Here is a 13,423-nt window from a genome sequence, read left to right on the forward strand (position 1 = left end):
GGCCCCCCGGCTCGGCCCCTCGGCTCGGCCCCCCGGCTCGGCCCCTCGGCTCGGCCCCTCGGCTCCGCCCTCGAAGCGGGCGCGGCCGAACGAGGGAGGCCCGTCCGAGCCCCGGCCGTGTCGCCCCCACGGCCGGGGCCGGCCCCGTATCCCGCGACTACGCTCTCCGCCTGATCCGGCACAGAACGGGGGAGACGTGACCACTGCGGAAGCGGAGACGGCCCCCCGGCTGCCCCGCCCGCTCCACGCACTCCTCGCCCTCCTTCTCGCTCTCCTCCTCGCGGCGCTCGCCCTGCCCCTGATCCGAGCCGTCCACGACGTACGCCCCGCGCCCTACGGCGACCGGCTCACCGTCCACGCCCACCCGACCCACCCGAAAACCGGCACAGCGAGCGAAGAACCGGCACTACAGAAGAAGAGCCGTGCAGTCGTGGCATACGACACCTCCACCCGTCGGCCCGTATGGACCCACACGCGCGGAGGCCGCCGACCGCTCGCCGTGCTCCCCGCGCCCGGCCACGCCTTCACGCTCTGGGACGACGGCCTCGTCACCGACACCGCACGGACCGGCAGCGCCGTGCGCTGGCACCGCGCCATCCCCGCGGGCGCCGACTGGCTGCGCACCCCCGCCGCCCGCGGCGGCGCCGGAGTCCTCCGCGTACTCGACCGCGCGAGCGGCGCCGAGGCCCCACCGGGAGCCGGAACCGAGGCCCGCATGCTCGCCGTCGTCACCCCGCAGCGCATCACCGCGTACCGCGCGGAAGACGGAGACCTGCGCTGGGTGCTGCCCGCCCGCACCGGCTGCGCCTTCGAACCGGCCAGGGCCGTGCACCGCGCCGGCGCCCTGCTCGTCGCCCAGCCCTGCGGCGAGCCGGACACACCCTGGTCGGAGCAGCTCGTGGCGGTCGACGACCTGGGCCGCGTCGTGCCCGACCGCAAGCCCCTCGGCAACGCACTCCCACCGGAAAAAGTGCTTGCACACCCCCGTTAGAATTGCCGTATGGCCATTCTCCTCGCGCATTAGACGGCGTAGACCGCGCGCCCCAGCCCCGTCCGCCGTCCCTTCCTTCCCGCCTGGAGTCTGTCCGTGATCACCGCAACCGGCATCGAGCTGCGCGCCGGCGCCCGAGTCCTGATCGAGAACGCGTCCTTCCGCATCGCCAAGGGCGACCGCATCGGCCTCGTCGGTCGCAACGGCGCCGGCAAGACCACCCTCACCAAGTGCCTGGCCGGCGAGGGCCAGCCCGCCGGCGGCACCATCTCCCGCTCCGGCGAGGTCGGCTACCTGCCGCAGGACCCGCGCACCGGCGACCTCGACGTGCTCGCCCGCGACCGCGTCCTCTCCGCCCGCGGCCTCGACGTCCTCATCCGCAAGATGCGGGAGAACGAGGAGCGCATCGCCAACGGCAAGGGCGGCACCCGCGAGAAGGCCCTCAAGCAGTACGAGCGCCAGGAGACCGAGTTCCTCACCAAGGGCGGGTACGCCGCCGAGGCCGAGGCCGCCACCATCGCCGCCGCGCTCGGCCTGCCCGACCGCGTGCTCGGCCAGCCGCTGCACACCCTCTCCGGCGGTCAGCGCCGCCGCGTCGAGCTCGCCCGCATCCTCTTCTCGGACGCGGACACCCTGCTCCTCGACGAGCCGACGAACCACCTCGACGCCGACTCCATCGCCTGGCTGCGGGACTACCTGAAGACGTACCGCGGCGGCTTCATCGTGATCTCCCACGACGTCGACCTGGTCGAGACGGTCGTCAACAAGGTCTTCTACCTGGACGCCAACCGCTCCCAGATCGACGTCTACAACATGGGCTGGAAGCTCTACCAGCAGCAGCGCGAGGCCGACGAGAAGCGCCGCAAGCGCGAGCGCCAGAACGCCGAGAAGAAGGCCGCGGCCCTCAACTCGCAGGCCGACAAGATGCGCGCCAAGGCCACCAAGACCGTCGCCGCGCAGAACATGGCCAAGCGCGCCGAGCGCCTGCTCTCCGGCCTGGAGGAAGTGCGCCAGTCCGACAAGGTCGCCAAGCTGCGCTTCCCGGAGCCCGCCCCCTGCGGCAAGACCCCGCTGATGGCCGAGGGCCTGTCGAAGTCGTACGGCTCCCTGGAGATCTTCACCGACGTCGACCTGGCCATCGACAAGGGCTCGCGCGTCGTCATCCTCGGACTCAACGGCGCCGGCAAGACCACGCTCCTGCGCCTCCTCGGCGGCGCCGAGAAGCCCGACACCGGCCAGGTCATCGAGGGCCACGGACTCAAGCTCGGCTACTACGCGCAGGAGCACGAGACCCTCGACCCGGAGCGCACGGTCCTGGAGAACATGCGCTCGGCCGCCCCCGACCTGGACCTCGTCGACGTCCGCAAGACCCTCGGCTCGTTCCTCTTCTCCGGGGACGACGTGGACAAGCCCGCGGGCGTCCTCTCCGGCGGCGAGAAGACCCGACTGGCCCTCGCCACCCTCGTCGTCTCCTCGGCGAACGTGCTGCTGCTCGACGAGCCCACCAACAACCTCGACCCGGCCAGCCGCGAGGAGATCCTCGGCGCGCTGCGCACGTACAAGGGCGCCGTCGTCCTCGTCACGCACGACGAGGGCGCCGTCGAGGCGCTGCAGCCGGAGCGGATCATCCTGCTCCCGGACGGCGTCGAGGACCTGTGGGGCGCGGACTACGCGGACCTGGTCGCCCTCGCCTGACCCCTTGACGTACTTGCCGAGGCCCGCCCCGCAGCAAACGGGGCGGGCCTTCTGCTGTCCACGCGGCCCCGGCCCGGCCCCTGCGCGGGCCTGATCAACTCCGTATGGATCATTCGCCGGACGCGTGATCCATCATCTGCGTGAGATCTCCTCGTACCGAGGTGTGTCGTACACGGATTTCCCCGCTCCGCCCCCACTCCCGCCCGAGCCTCCGACCGTACGGCGCTGACCTGGCGCTTCGCGGACGCACCCGTTCGGCCGTACGTGCCGACGGTGGCGGAGTCGCCGATTCCGCAAGTGGTGTCCGCTGTCCGCGCAATGAACCTCGTCACATGGACCTTGCCGAATGGGTGGCCAGGACGCCCGGGAGGGGTGATCATGAGAAGTCCAGAGCGCACTTCCCATGAGGAGGCACGGGTGGCCGAGACTCTGAAGAAGGGCAGCCGGGTTACCGGCGCCGCGCGCGACAAGCTCGCGGCAGACCTGAAGAAGAAGTACGACGGCGGTGCGAGCATCCGGGCACTGGCCGAAGAGACGGGCCGTTCCTATGGCTTCGTGCACCGGATGCTCAGCGAATCAGGAGTCACGCTGCGGGGACGCGGCGGAGCCACGCGCGGCAAGAAGGCCGCCACGGGCTGAGAATCGGGCGGCTCACCGACTTCGATGGTGGCCACCCGGTCGATCCGCTGATCGGCCGGGTGGTTACTGTGCAGTCACTTATGTCGACTGCTGTCCCATCGGAGGCACCCCATGGCTTCGCCCGAACCCCAGCACGCAGCCGAGACCGAGCCGACGGGCGCGACCGAAGTGTTCGCCAAGGACGGTGTACGACTCGCCGTCGACGGCGCGACCGCGACGGTCACCCTCACCAACCCGGCCAAGCGCAACGCCCAGAGCCCCGCGCTGTGGCGGGCGTTGGCGGAGGCCGGGCGCGCGCTGCCCGGCAGCGTGCGGGTCGTCGTGCTGAGCGGCGAGGGCAAGTCGTTCTCCGCCGGGCTCGACCGGCAGGCGTTCACGCCCGAGGGCTTCGACGGCGAGCCGTCGTTCCTCGACATGGCGCGCGGTGAGGACGCCGAGCTCGACGCGACCATCGCCGAGTACCAGGAGGCGTTCACCTGGTGGCGGCGCAGTGACCTCGTCACCATCGCCGCTGTCCAGGGCCACGCCATCGGTGCGGGCTTCCAGCTCGCGCTCGCCTGCGACCTGCGGATCGTCGCGGACGACGTGCAGTTCGCCATGCGCGAGACCAGCCTCGGCCTGGTGCCCGACCTCACCGGCACGCACCCCCTCGTCTCCCTCGTCGGGTACGCCCGCGCCCTGGAGATCTGCGCCACCGGACGGTTCGTGCACGCCGAGGAGGCGGAGCGCGTCGGGCTCGCCAACCTGGTGGTTCCCGGTGCCGAACTCGACGCCGCGGCGCGGGACTTGGCGGCTGCGCTGCTCGCCGCGCCCCGTGATGCCGTCATCGAGACCAAGGCCCTCCTCCAGGGTGCGGTCCACCGCTCCTACGAGGACCAGCGCACCGCGGAACGCGCCGCGCAGGGCCGCCGGCTGCGGGACCTGGCGGGGCTGGGGGAGTAGGCCTTTCCGGGGCCGGGCGGTTGGTTTGCTCCCCGCGCTCCTCAAACGCCGGAGGGGCTGAATAGTGCCCCGATAGGGGCGCGGGGAACTGCGCGACCAGCCACGACGGCGCAGCACCCGAAAGACGGCGCAGCAGCCGCGGCAGCCGCAAATCGACACAGCCGGGAAGGGGCGGGGGGGGGGAAGTTCACGTGGTCGCGGTCACGACTACCGCCGCCGCCCCGACAACCCCCCGCACCGCCCGTACGACATCAAGGACCCGCCGGTCCCCGGTCACGACCAGCTCGAAGCGGGGATGCGGCGACCGCAGGACCCGTACGTCCACGACGCCCGGCACGGCCCGTACCGCCACAGCCGTCGCGTCCTCGTCCCGCGCGGCCGGCGGGGTGTACTCCTCGGGCCGGGGCGGCGACGGCGCCGCGTCCAGCAGCTCCGTCACCCGCAGATCCACCTCCGCCACCACAAGCCCGACCCGCTCCACCGCCGCAGCGGCCAGCGCCTCCCGCACCCGCGTCGCCGTCGACGGCAGCGGAGCGTCCGCCGTCGCCGCGAGCTCCGCGGCGATGCGCAGGGGCCCCGGCGGCAGCGCGCTCGGCGGGGCCGGGACGGCCGGCTCGCCCGCCGCGTCCGGGGCGGCGAGGGCGAGGCGGAGTGCGTCGATCCGTACCCCGGCGACCGCCGCACCCGCCGGGCGCAGCAGCCGGGCCGCCGCCCGCTCCGCGATCCACGCCCCGTCCGCCGCCTCACCGAGCGGCAGCAGCCGCCCGAGGCGGAGCACCTCACGCACCTCGCGCACCGCGCGCGTGCGGGCGGCCACGGGGTGTGCCTCGTCGTCCGTGGACCGGTCAGCCGTCATTGCACCAGCCTGCCGCATCCCCTGGCGCGAAGGAGGCCAACCGCACTTAATGTGGGCAAAAGGAGCGCATCACCCCCTTCGATTGGGACGAACGCGATGAGCGACACCGAAGAGCGAGGCAGGCCGGGGGCCGTACGGGCGGCGGAGAGCGCCCAGTCCAGACGAGGCGGCGGCGATCCGGGCAGCCGGGGTCGCACCACCATCGCCGACGGCGTCGTCGAGAAGATCGCCGGGCTCGCCGCCCGCGAAGTGCCGGGCGTGCACGCCATGGGCACCGGGATCTCCCGCACGTTCGGCGCCGTGCGCGACAAGGTGCCGGGGGGCGCCAAGGCCGTCACGCGCGGTGTGAAAGCCGAGGTCGGCGAGGTGCAGACGGCGCTCGACCTGGACATCGTCGTCGAGTACGGCGTGGCCATCGCCGATGTGGCCCGCGCCGTACGGGAGAACGTGATCGCCGCCGTGGAGCGGATGACGGGCCTCGAGGTCGTGGAGGTCAACATCGCCGTCGGCGACGTGAAGCTGCCCGAGGAAGAAGAGGAAGAGCAGGAGACCCGAATCCAATGAGCCCGGTGGCTAGGAGCGTGCGATGAGCATGGCGTTGGTCGGCCTGCTGGCCGGCATGGGGCTCGGATTCGCCGCGTACTTCGGCGGGTTCGGCGCCTTCCTCCTGGTGGCCGCGCTCGGCGCGGTCGGCTTCCTCGTGGGGCGGTACGCCGACGGGGACCTGGAGCCCGGCGACCTGTTCCGCGGCCGGGGCGAGGCGCGCGGCGAGCGGCGCCGGTAGCGGCGGGATGACGACGGCGGCAGCGGCGGTGGCGGCGAGATGACGGTGGCGGCGATCGAGCCGGGCGAGCGCGGGGCGACCCGGATCGCCGACCGCGTCGTCGCCAAGATCGCCGCGCGCGCGGCCCGCGAGGCGCTGCGGGGCGGCGTGCCCGAGGGCGGCGACGCACCCAGCGCCACGGTCACCGTGCACCGCGGCAGCGCCCATGTCCGCATCAGCCTCGACCTCGACTACCCCTGCGACATCGGCGGCCAGTGCGGCGCCGTGCGTCGTCAAGTCACCGAGCGGGTAGAGGCGTTGGCGGGGATGGCGGTGCCCGAGGTGACCGTTCAGGTGGAGCGGCTGCACTCGGCGCGCTCCCGGGCCGCGGAGCAGGGGAGGACACGATGAGCGAGCGAGACGACGACAACACCGCCGACCGCCCCGGCGACACCCGCCCGCTCCTGCAGAAGCAGAACCCGGACAGGCTCGACCAGTCCGCGTCCGCCGCCTCGTACACCCCGGTCCTGACCCCGCCGGAGGGCGGCGAGCACCGGCACAGGTGGTCGGTGCGCCGGTGGCCCGCCGTGGTCGTCGGACTGCTCGGCCTCGGCGCGGCCGGGCTGCTGCTCTACGACGTGGCCGCGGTGCGCGCCGACCGGCCCGCGATGCGCTGGCGGCACGTGCTCGGCGAGCAGCTGGCCGAGCGCTCCCTCGACGATCCGTGGGTGCTGGCCGGCGCGGGCGTCGCGGCCCTGCTCGGCCTCTGGCTGCTGCTGCTCGTCGTCACCCCCGGCCACCGCTCGACGCTCGCGATGCGCAGCGGCGAGCAGGACGTACGCGCCTGGCTGGACGCGGAGGCCGCCGCCCTGGTGCTGCGCGACCGCGCGATGGAGGTGCCGGGCGTGCGCTCGGTGCGCGTACGGGTGCGGCGCGCGAAGGTCGACGTACGGGCGGTCGCGCACTTCCGTGAACTCGACGACGTACGGGCCGACTTGGACACCGTGCTCGGCGACGGCATCGCCGCGCTCGGCCTGTCCCGAGCGCCGGCCCTGAACGTGCGCGTCGCCCGACCCGGAAAGCGGGGCTGAACGATGCTGCGCACCGTCAACCGCATCCTGCTCGCCCTGGTCGGCCTCGTCCTGCTGCTGCTCGGCGGCACGGTCCTGGCCACCGGGCTCGGGGCGCCGATGCCGTCGTGGTGGGTGTACGACGGCCGGGACGACGTGCTGTTGAGCGACGCCGACCGGGCCAGGTGGCGGGACGAGCCGTGGTTCTGGCCGGTCGTCATCGCGGCGCTCGCCGTGCTCGTGCTGCTCGCCCTGTGGTGGCTGGTCGCCCAGACGCGGCGCGGCCGGCTCGCCGAGGTCCTCGTCGACAGCGGGGACGGGGAGGGTGCGCTGTTGCGGGGCCGCGCACTGGAGGACGTGCTCGCCCGTGAGACGGAGGTCCTCGACGGGGTGGAGCAGGTCGGCGTACGGCTCACCGGTCGCCGCTCCACGCCGCGGGCCCGGGTCCGCATGCTGCTCGCCCCGCACGCGGAACCGGCGGTCGCGCTGCGCCTGCTCACCGCGGACTCCCTGGCCACGGCCCGTACGTCGGCAGGCCTGGCGCACCTGCCTGCCGAGGTACGGATGCGGGCGGTCAAGCACCGGGCGCGGCGGGTGAGTTGAGGGGGCGGGGCTTTCTGGGGGCCAGCCCCCGGACCCCCGCTGCTCAAACGCCGCAGGGGCTGTTTTCCAGGGGCGCGGGGAACTGCGCGACCAGCCACGACGGTGGGAAAGCCGGACGACAAGCGCCGCAGGCTCGGGCTCAGAAGCTCCGCAGCGCGCCCCCGTCCACCGGGACCATCACACCCGTCACGTACGACGCCGCAGGCGACAGCAGGAAGGCCGTCGTGCGGCCGAACTCCTCCGGGGCGCCGTACCGGCCGAGCGGGATCTTCGACTCGTTCGCGGCGCGGGCCGCCGCCGGGTCGGGCGAGAGACCGTCGAGCTGCTTCAGCCGGTCCGTGGCGATACGCCCCGGCAGCACGCCGACGACGCGGATGCCGCGCGGGCCCACCTCGTCCGCGAGGGACTTGGCGAAGCCGGCGAGACCGGGGCGCAGCCCGTTGGAGATGGTGAGGCCGGCGATCGGCTCGTACACCGAACCGGAGAGCACGAACCCGATGACGCCGCCTTCGGAGAGCTCCGCCGCGGCCGTGCGCGCGAGCCGCACCGCGCCGAGGAAGACCGACTCGAACGCCGACTGCCACTGCTCGTCGGTGTTGCTCGCGGCGGTGCCCGGGGCCGGGCCGCCGACGCTGATGAGGACGCCGTCGAAGCGGCCGAAGCGCTCGCGGGCGGTGTCGATGAGGCGGGCGGCGGCGGCCGGGTCGGCGTTGTCGGCGGCCACGCCGACCGCGTTCTCGCCGAGCGCTGCCGCGGCCTCGGTGACCGACTTCTCCTCCCGGCCGGTGATGACGACCTTCGCGCCGTCCGCGACCAGGGCCTCCGTCGTGGCGTGGCCGAGCCCTCGGGTGGCGCCGGTGACTACGTAGACACGGTCCTTCAGTCCAAGATCCATGGCCCTATCCTGCCGGGTCCGCGGGGGCGGAGGCGAGGCCGTCCACGAGCTGGTCGCGCCGGGCGGCTACGCGGGCGCGGGCACGTCCTCGGCGGGCGTCGACTCGGCGGCGCTCTCCCGGTCGCGGCGCTCCCGGCGGACCATCACCCACCAGCCGACGGGCACGCCCCCGGCGAACAGCCACCACTGGATCGCGTACGCCATGTGCGGGCCGATCGAGTCGTGGTCGGGGGAGCCGATCAGCTCGGGGGAGCCGCCCTTCGGCTCGGGCGTGGTCAGCTCGACGTACCCGCCGAGGACCTGCTTGCCGAGGGCCTTGGCCTGTTCCTCGCTGTCGATCAGCATGGTCTGGCGCGGCGGCAGACCCTCGAGGTCCTTGATGCCGCTGCCGCTGGTGGTCTCGTCGGCCATCAGGCGGCCGACCACGGTGACTTCGCCGGCGGGCGGCGCGGGCACCTTCGGGAACGCCTTCTGGTCGGACGCCGCGGGCACCCAGCCGCGGTTGACGAGCAGCACCTTGCCGTCGGTGAGGACGAACGGCGTCAGTACGTGGAAGCCGACCTGGTCGTCGGCGTTGGTGCGGCGGCGGACGACGACCTCGTGCTCGGTGTCGAACGTGCCGGTGGCCTCGACCTGCCGCCAGTAGTCCTTGCGCGGGACGGTGTGCCCGGGGGACGTGAGCTCCTCGACGGGGGCGGGCTCGGCGGCCAGGTTGTCGGCGATCAGGGTGTTCTGCGCGACCCGGTGCTCGTGCCGGTGCAGCTGCCAGAAGCCCAGCTCGACCATCACGGGGATGAGGACGAGGGCGAGGAGGGTGGTCAGGACCCACTGCCGGGACAACAGGAAGCGGTACACGACGTCGACGGTACCCCGCACACGACGGCCCCCGACGGGTGGGGTCCCGTCGGGGGCCGCTGTACGCGAGCCGGGGCTCAGCAGTTCGGAGCCGGTGGTCAGACCTTGTCGACGATGCCCACCTTCCCCTCCGAGCGGGCACAGTGCGCCCCGCAGTAGAAGTGCCCGTCGGCCTCGACGCCCTGCCCGATGATCTGGCACCGGCAGTGCTCGCAGATCGGCGCCATGCGGTGGATGGCGCAGGAGAAACAGTCGAAGACGTGCACCGCGCCCTGCGCGTGCACCTCGAAGGACAAGCCGTAATCGTTTCCACAAACCTCGCAACGTGCCATGCGCCACAGGGTGGGACCCGGGCCTGCCGCGGCGGGTCAGGCATGCGGGGCGGGGCGGCGACAATCACTCGGTCGCGGCCCCGCCGCTCACCCGTCTGACGGTCGTTCGGCGGCCGTCCGACGGCTGTCCGGCGGTCCGCTCACTTCCCGTCGGCGGGAGCGACGTCCCGGAGCAGCTGGCCGAACGCGGCCTCGTCGAGCACCGGTGTGCCGTACGCCTTCGCCTTGACGACCTTCGACGTGCCCGCGTCCGGGTCGTTGGTGACGAGCAGGCTGGTGAGGCGGGACACGCTCGTCGCGACATGCAGGCCGGCCTCGACGGCGCGGTCCTCCAGGAGTTCGCGCTCGGTCGAGGTGTCACCGGAGAACGCCACCCGCATGCCCTGCTTGAGCGGTTTGCCGTCTTCGTACCGCCCGGGGTTCGGGTACGGGCACGCCGGGCGCTTGCGGTTGGGGCGCCAGCCGCCCGGCCGGTACGAACCCTGGCGGCCGATGTGCGGGGCGGCGGGGGAGTCCTGCCACTCGGTCAGCGGGCGGCACTCCAGGAGCGGCAGCCGCACCCCGTCCCCGGCGGCGGCGTGCAGGCTCGGGCGGAACGCCTCGGCGAGCACGCGCGCGTCGTCCAGGGCGTGGTGCGCGCGCTGCTGTACGACGCCGAAGTGCGCGGCGAGCGACTCCAGCTTGTGGTTGGGCAGCGGCAGGCGCAGCTCCTTGGAGAGCGCGATGGTGCACAGGCGCTGGCGGACCGGGGCGGTGAGGCGCGCACGCGCGTACTCACGGGCGATCATCGACCAGTCGAAGACGGCGTTGTGCGCCACGAGGACGCGGCCTTCGAGGCGGGCGGAGAACTCCTCGGCGATCTGCGGGAAGAGCGGGGCGCCTTCGAGTACGTCGCTCGTCAGGCCGTGGATCCACACCGGGCCCGGATCGCGCTCCGGGTTGACCAGCGTGTACCAGTGGTCCTCGACGTCGCCGTGGGCGTCGAGCTGGTAGACGGCAGCCGACACTATCCGGTCGTCCCTGGCGAGGCCGGTGGTCTCCACGTCGACGACCGCGTACCCCGATGGGTACGCGGCCGGCCATGGCGCTGCTGTCGTGCGGTCTTCGAGCATGGTCCCTGAGGATACGGCCCGGCACTGACAACGCGGACACGTGGTCCGCCGCCCGCGACCGGATCCGTCAACTCCTCCCGGGCGTACGGGAGTCGGGGGCCGGGCCGGTCGCCGCCCCCTCACGGGGCGCTGGGCGGGGTGCTCGGCGGGGCGCTGGGCGGGGTGCTCTCAGAGGTGCGCGGCGAGGCCTTCGGCGGGGTGCTCGGCGGGGTGTTCAGGAGGCCGTCGACCAGGGCCCGCACCGAGACCGTGAACAGCTTGTCCGGCTGGGGGCCGCGGGCCAGGGCGCGCGCGAGCGCCGGGTCGTCCGCGCCCTCGCCCGCGCCCTGAATGTCCCACAGCTCCTGCTCGCCGGGCCGCTGCACCGGCGAGCGGGCGCGGTTGCGCTCGACGAGCACGAAGCCGACCGCCTGGAACAGCACGGCCCGCACCGCCTCGGCGGCCGGGGCGCCGCGCAGTCCCGCCGCGTGCACCTCGTCGACCAGGGCGCGGGCGGCGGGCTGGAACATCCGCTCGGTGAGGCCGCGTTCGTGCACCATCGCGATCAGATGCGGGTGGTCGAGCAGCCGGCGGCGCAGCGCGCGGGCCACGGACACCACACGCGCGGCGGGCGTTCTCCCGCGCGGGGTGATCGCGCCGAGCTCCACGACGGTCCGCTCGACGAGCGCTTCGAGGAGCGACTCGCGGTTGCCGACGTGCCAGTAGATCGACGTGACCGCGGTGCCGAGCTCGGCGGCCAGCTTGCGCATCGTCAGCGCGCCGGGGCCGTGCTGCTTGACCAGGGCGGCGGCCGCCGCGAGCACCTGCTCGCGGGTCAGCGACGGCCGCACGGGCCCGGAACGACCTGCCACAGGACCCCCAACTCCGTTGCCCGCACGCCTCTTTACCCTTCATCGAGCACGGTGTAACTGTGTTACAGACCCCCGGGTGAGTACGTCGAGGCACAGACGCGCACGACCTACGAAGGGCGGTACGACATGGCACGGATACGGTACGGCGCACGCTCCGAGGCGGAGATCCGCGCGGCCCGCGGCGCGAGCGCGAAGCTCCCCGACATCTGGTCCACCGGAGTCGTCGCGGTGTGGGAGACCGACCCGGACGCGGTCGCCGCGGTCCTCCCGCCGCCGCTGAAACCCACCGGACGGCCCCTGGTGCGGGCCAACATCAGCAAGGTCGACCTGCCGGGCTATCCGCTCGGCGCGGGCTCCGTCGCGGTCGCGGCGGAGCACGGCGGGGTCACCGGCTGGTACCCGCTCGTCATGCCGATGACCCACGAGCGGGCCCTGATCGGCGGCCGCGAGGTCTTCGGTGAGCCGAAGAAGCTGGGCGAGGTCACCGTCGAGCGGGACGGGCTCGTCGTGCGCGCGGCGCTCGCCCGGCACGGCATCGCGTTCGTGGAGGTGCGCGGCGCGGTCGGCGAGGAGCTGCCGCTGCCGGAGCCCGTGCGGAAGACCGACTTCTACTTCAAGTTCCTTCCCGCGGTGGACGGTTCGGGTCTTGAGGACGACGCCGCGCTCGTGCACTGCGTACGCCACGAGAAGGTGCGCAGGCTGGAGCGGATCACCGGGGACGTGGTGCTTCGCGAGTCGATGTACGACCCGGTGGCGGACCTCCCGGTGCTCTCGCTCGTCGAGCTGACCATCGGTGAGAAGACCACCGACCAGCAGGGCCGGGTCGCCGAACGCGTCAGCGCCGAGGCCCTGCTGCCGTACATCCACCAGCGGTACGACGACCCGCAGCAGATCCTCGACGGGCCGCCCGAGGGGAGCGTGTGATGGAGCTGCGCCCCGGACAGGTCGCCGTCGTGACCGGCGCGGCGAGCGGGATCGGGTTCGCCATGGCCCGCAGGTTCGCCGCCGACGGCCTGAAGGTCGTCCTCGCCGACGTGGAGAAGGCGGCCCTGGACGAGGCCGCCGCCGAACTGCGCGCCACCGGCGCCGAGGTGCACGCGCGCGTGGTGGACGTTTCCGAGCGCGACTCGGTCATGGAGCTCGCGGAAGCGGCGTACGACGCTTATGGCGTCGTGCATGTGCTGTGCAACAACGCGGGCGTCGGATCGGGCGCCGAGGGCCGGATGTGGGAGCACGAGCCCAACGACTGGAAGTGGGCGTTCGCCGTCAACGTGTGGGGCGTCTTCCACGGCGTGCAGGCCTTCGTGCCGCGGATGCTCGCGGGCGGCGAGCCGGGCCACATCGTCAACACCTCGTCGGGGGACGGCGGCATCGCACCGCTGCCCACCGCGTCCGTGTACGCCGTCACCAAGTCCGCCGTGGTGACCCTCACCGAGTCCCTGTACGCGCACCTGAAGGCGGAGCACGCGCGCGTGGGGGCGTCCGTGCTGTTCCCCGGTCCGCACATGCTGCGCACCGGCCTGTGGGAGTCGCACCGCAACCGGCCCGAGCGGTACGCGAAACAGCGGCCGCGCCGGACCCCGTACCGCAGCCTCGACCAGTGGGAGGCGGCGATGAAGGAAGCCGGGCAGGAGGTGCGGTTCACGTCCGTCGAGGAGGTCGCCGACTTCGTCGCGGACGGCATCGGGGAGGGGCGCTTCTGGCTGCTCCCGGAGAGCGAGCACAGCGACCGGCAGATCCGGGCGCGCTCGCAGTCGATGCTCGACCGCTCCGACCCCGCGTACCTCGAACGCTTCATCCTGGACTGAAGGGAGCGCTG

Annotated in this window: 17 protein-coding genes; 11 read left to right on the forward strand and 6 right to left on the reverse strand. The window is 73.3% G+C overall.

The genetic code is table 11. The features are described 5' to 3' along the window. Window positions 1-196: 196 nt before the first annotated feature. The 4 genes from QIS96_RS13910 to QIS96_RS13925 all read left to right on the forward strand — a co-directional run bounded on the left by QIS96_RS13910 (window position 197) and on the right by QIS96_RS13925 (window position 4,267). Window positions 197-991 carry a hypothetical protein gene (locus QIS96_RS13910; RefSeq protein ID WP_282542844.1) on the forward strand — a complete coding sequence of 265 codons (795 nt, stop codon included), beginning with the start codon at window positions 197-199 and terminating at the stop codon, window positions 989-991. Between the two features lie 96 nt (window positions 992-1,087). Continuing rightward, window positions 1,088-2,686 (forward strand): ribosomal protection-like ABC-F family protein, encoded by a 1,599-nt coding sequence (gene abc-f, locus QIS96_RS13915; RefSeq protein ID WP_282542845.1) that lies wholly within the window; start codon window positions 1,088-1,090, stop codon window positions 2,684-2,686. 417 nt (window positions 2,687-3,103) lie between these two features. Beyond that, complete coding sequence (locus QIS96_RS13920) at window positions 3,104-3,325, forward strand: helix-turn-helix domain-containing protein (protein ID WP_058851518.1); 222 nt, start codon at window positions 3,104-3,106, stop codon at window positions 3,323-3,325. A 111-nt stretch (window positions 3,326-3,436) separates the two neighbouring features. Beyond that, window positions 3,437-4,267, forward strand: coding sequence for an enoyl-CoA hydratase/isomerase family protein (locus QIS96_RS13925; RefSeq protein WP_282542846.1), 831 nt, complete (start codon window positions 3,437-3,439; stop codon window positions 4,265-4,267). A 187-nt stretch (window positions 4,268-4,454) separates the two neighbouring features. Here the strand turns inward: QIS96_RS13925 and QIS96_RS13930 are convergent, their stop codons facing one another. Beyond that, window positions 4,455-5,123: a nucleopolyhedrovirus P10 family protein gene (locus tag QIS96_RS13930; RefSeq protein ID WP_282542847.1), complete on the reverse strand. Its 669-nt coding sequence runs from the start codon at window positions 5,121-5,123 to the stop codon at window positions 4,455-4,457. 96 nt (window positions 5,124-5,219) lie between these two features. On the opposite strand from QIS96_RS13930, the gene QIS96_RS13935 reads away from it, so the two are divergent. Genes QIS96_RS13935 through amaP form a run of 5 tightly spaced genes read left to right on the forward strand, consistent with a single transcriptional unit; the run spans window position 5,220 to window position 7,559 of the window. After that, window positions 5,220-5,687 (forward strand): Asp23/Gls24 family envelope stress response protein, encoded by a 468-nt coding sequence (locus QIS96_RS13935; protein ID WP_282542848.1) that lies wholly within the window; start codon window positions 5,220-5,222, stop codon window positions 5,685-5,687. A 22-nt stretch (window positions 5,688-5,709) separates the two neighbouring features. Further along, window positions 5,710-5,907 carry a hypothetical protein gene (locus QIS96_RS13940; RefSeq protein ID WP_282542849.1) on the forward strand — a complete coding sequence of 66 codons (198 nt, stop codon included), beginning with the start codon at window positions 5,710-5,712 and terminating at the stop codon, window positions 5,905-5,907. 39 nt (window positions 5,908-5,946) lie between these two features. Beyond that, complete coding sequence (locus QIS96_RS13945; protein WP_282542850.1) at window positions 5,947-6,297, forward strand: Asp23/Gls24 family envelope stress response protein; 351 nt, start codon at window positions 5,947-5,949, stop codon at window positions 6,295-6,297. Next, window positions 6,294-6,977, forward strand: coding sequence for a DUF6286 domain-containing protein (locus QIS96_RS13950; protein WP_282542851.1), 684 nt, complete (start codon window positions 6,294-6,296; stop codon window positions 6,975-6,977). Before QIS96_RS13945 ends, QIS96_RS13950 begins: the two co-directional genes overlap by 4 nt. 3 nt (window positions 6,978-6,980) lie before the next feature. Further along, window positions 6,981-7,559, forward strand: a complete 579-nt coding sequence (gene amaP, locus QIS96_RS13955) for an alkaline shock response membrane anchor protein AmaP (protein WP_282542852.1) — start codon at window positions 6,981-6,983, stop codon at window positions 7,557-7,559. 139 nt (window positions 7,560-7,698) lie between these two features. Here the strand turns inward: amaP and QIS96_RS13960 are convergent, their stop codons facing one another. From QIS96_RS13960 to QIS96_RS13980, 5 genes are all read right to left on the reverse strand, one after another. Next, window positions 7,699-8,454, reverse strand: a complete 756-nt coding sequence (locus QIS96_RS13960) for an SDR family oxidoreductase (protein ID WP_282542853.1) — start codon at window positions 8,452-8,454, stop codon at window positions 7,699-7,701. Window positions 8,455-8,520: 66 nt separating this feature from the next. Further along, the gene (locus tag QIS96_RS13965; RefSeq protein ID WP_282542854.1) at window positions 8,521-9,309 is read right to left on the reverse strand and encodes an SURF1 family cytochrome oxidase biogenesis protein; all 789 of its coding nucleotides are present in this window, start codon (window positions 9,307-9,309) and stop codon (window positions 8,521-8,523) included. Between the two features lie 98 nt (window positions 9,310-9,407). Next, window positions 9,408-9,641 (reverse strand): hypothetical protein, encoded by a 234-nt coding sequence (locus QIS96_RS13970; RefSeq protein ID WP_282542855.1) that lies wholly within the window; start codon window positions 9,639-9,641, stop codon window positions 9,408-9,410. A 140-nt stretch (window positions 9,642-9,781) separates the two neighbouring features. After that, window positions 9,782-10,753 carry a DEDDh family exonuclease gene (locus QIS96_RS13975; RefSeq protein WP_282542856.1) on the reverse strand — a complete coding sequence of 324 codons (972 nt, stop codon included), beginning with the start codon at window positions 10,751-10,753 and terminating at the stop codon, window positions 9,782-9,784. A 119-nt stretch (window positions 10,754-10,872) separates the two neighbouring features. Beyond that, window positions 10,873-11,604 (reverse strand): TetR/AcrR family transcriptional regulator, encoded by a 732-nt coding sequence (locus tag QIS96_RS13980; protein ID WP_282542857.1) that lies wholly within the window; start codon window positions 11,602-11,604, stop codon window positions 10,873-10,875. A 126-nt stretch (window positions 11,605-11,730) separates the two neighbouring features. On the opposite strand from QIS96_RS13980, the gene QIS96_RS13985 reads away from it, so the two are divergent. Together QIS96_RS13985 and QIS96_RS13990 are read left to right on the forward strand one after the other, a co-directional pair. After that, on the forward strand, window positions 11,731-12,528 hold the full coding sequence (locus tag QIS96_RS13985) for an acetoacetate decarboxylase family protein (protein ID WP_282542858.1): 798 nt from the start codon (window positions 11,731-11,733) through the stop codon (window positions 12,526-12,528). Then, window positions 12,528-13,412 carry an SDR family NAD(P)-dependent oxidoreductase gene (locus tag QIS96_RS13990; protein ID WP_282542859.1) on the forward strand — a complete coding sequence of 295 codons (885 nt, stop codon included), beginning with the start codon at window positions 12,528-12,530 and terminating at the stop codon, window positions 13,410-13,412. Before QIS96_RS13985 ends, QIS96_RS13990 begins: the two co-directional genes overlap by 1 nt. Window positions 13,413-13,423: the final 11 nt, after the last annotated feature.

The organism is Streptomyces cavernicola, assembly GCF_029968035.1.
GTDB lineage: Bacteria > Actinomycetota > Actinomycetes > Streptomycetales > Streptomycetaceae > Streptomyces > Streptomyces cavernicola.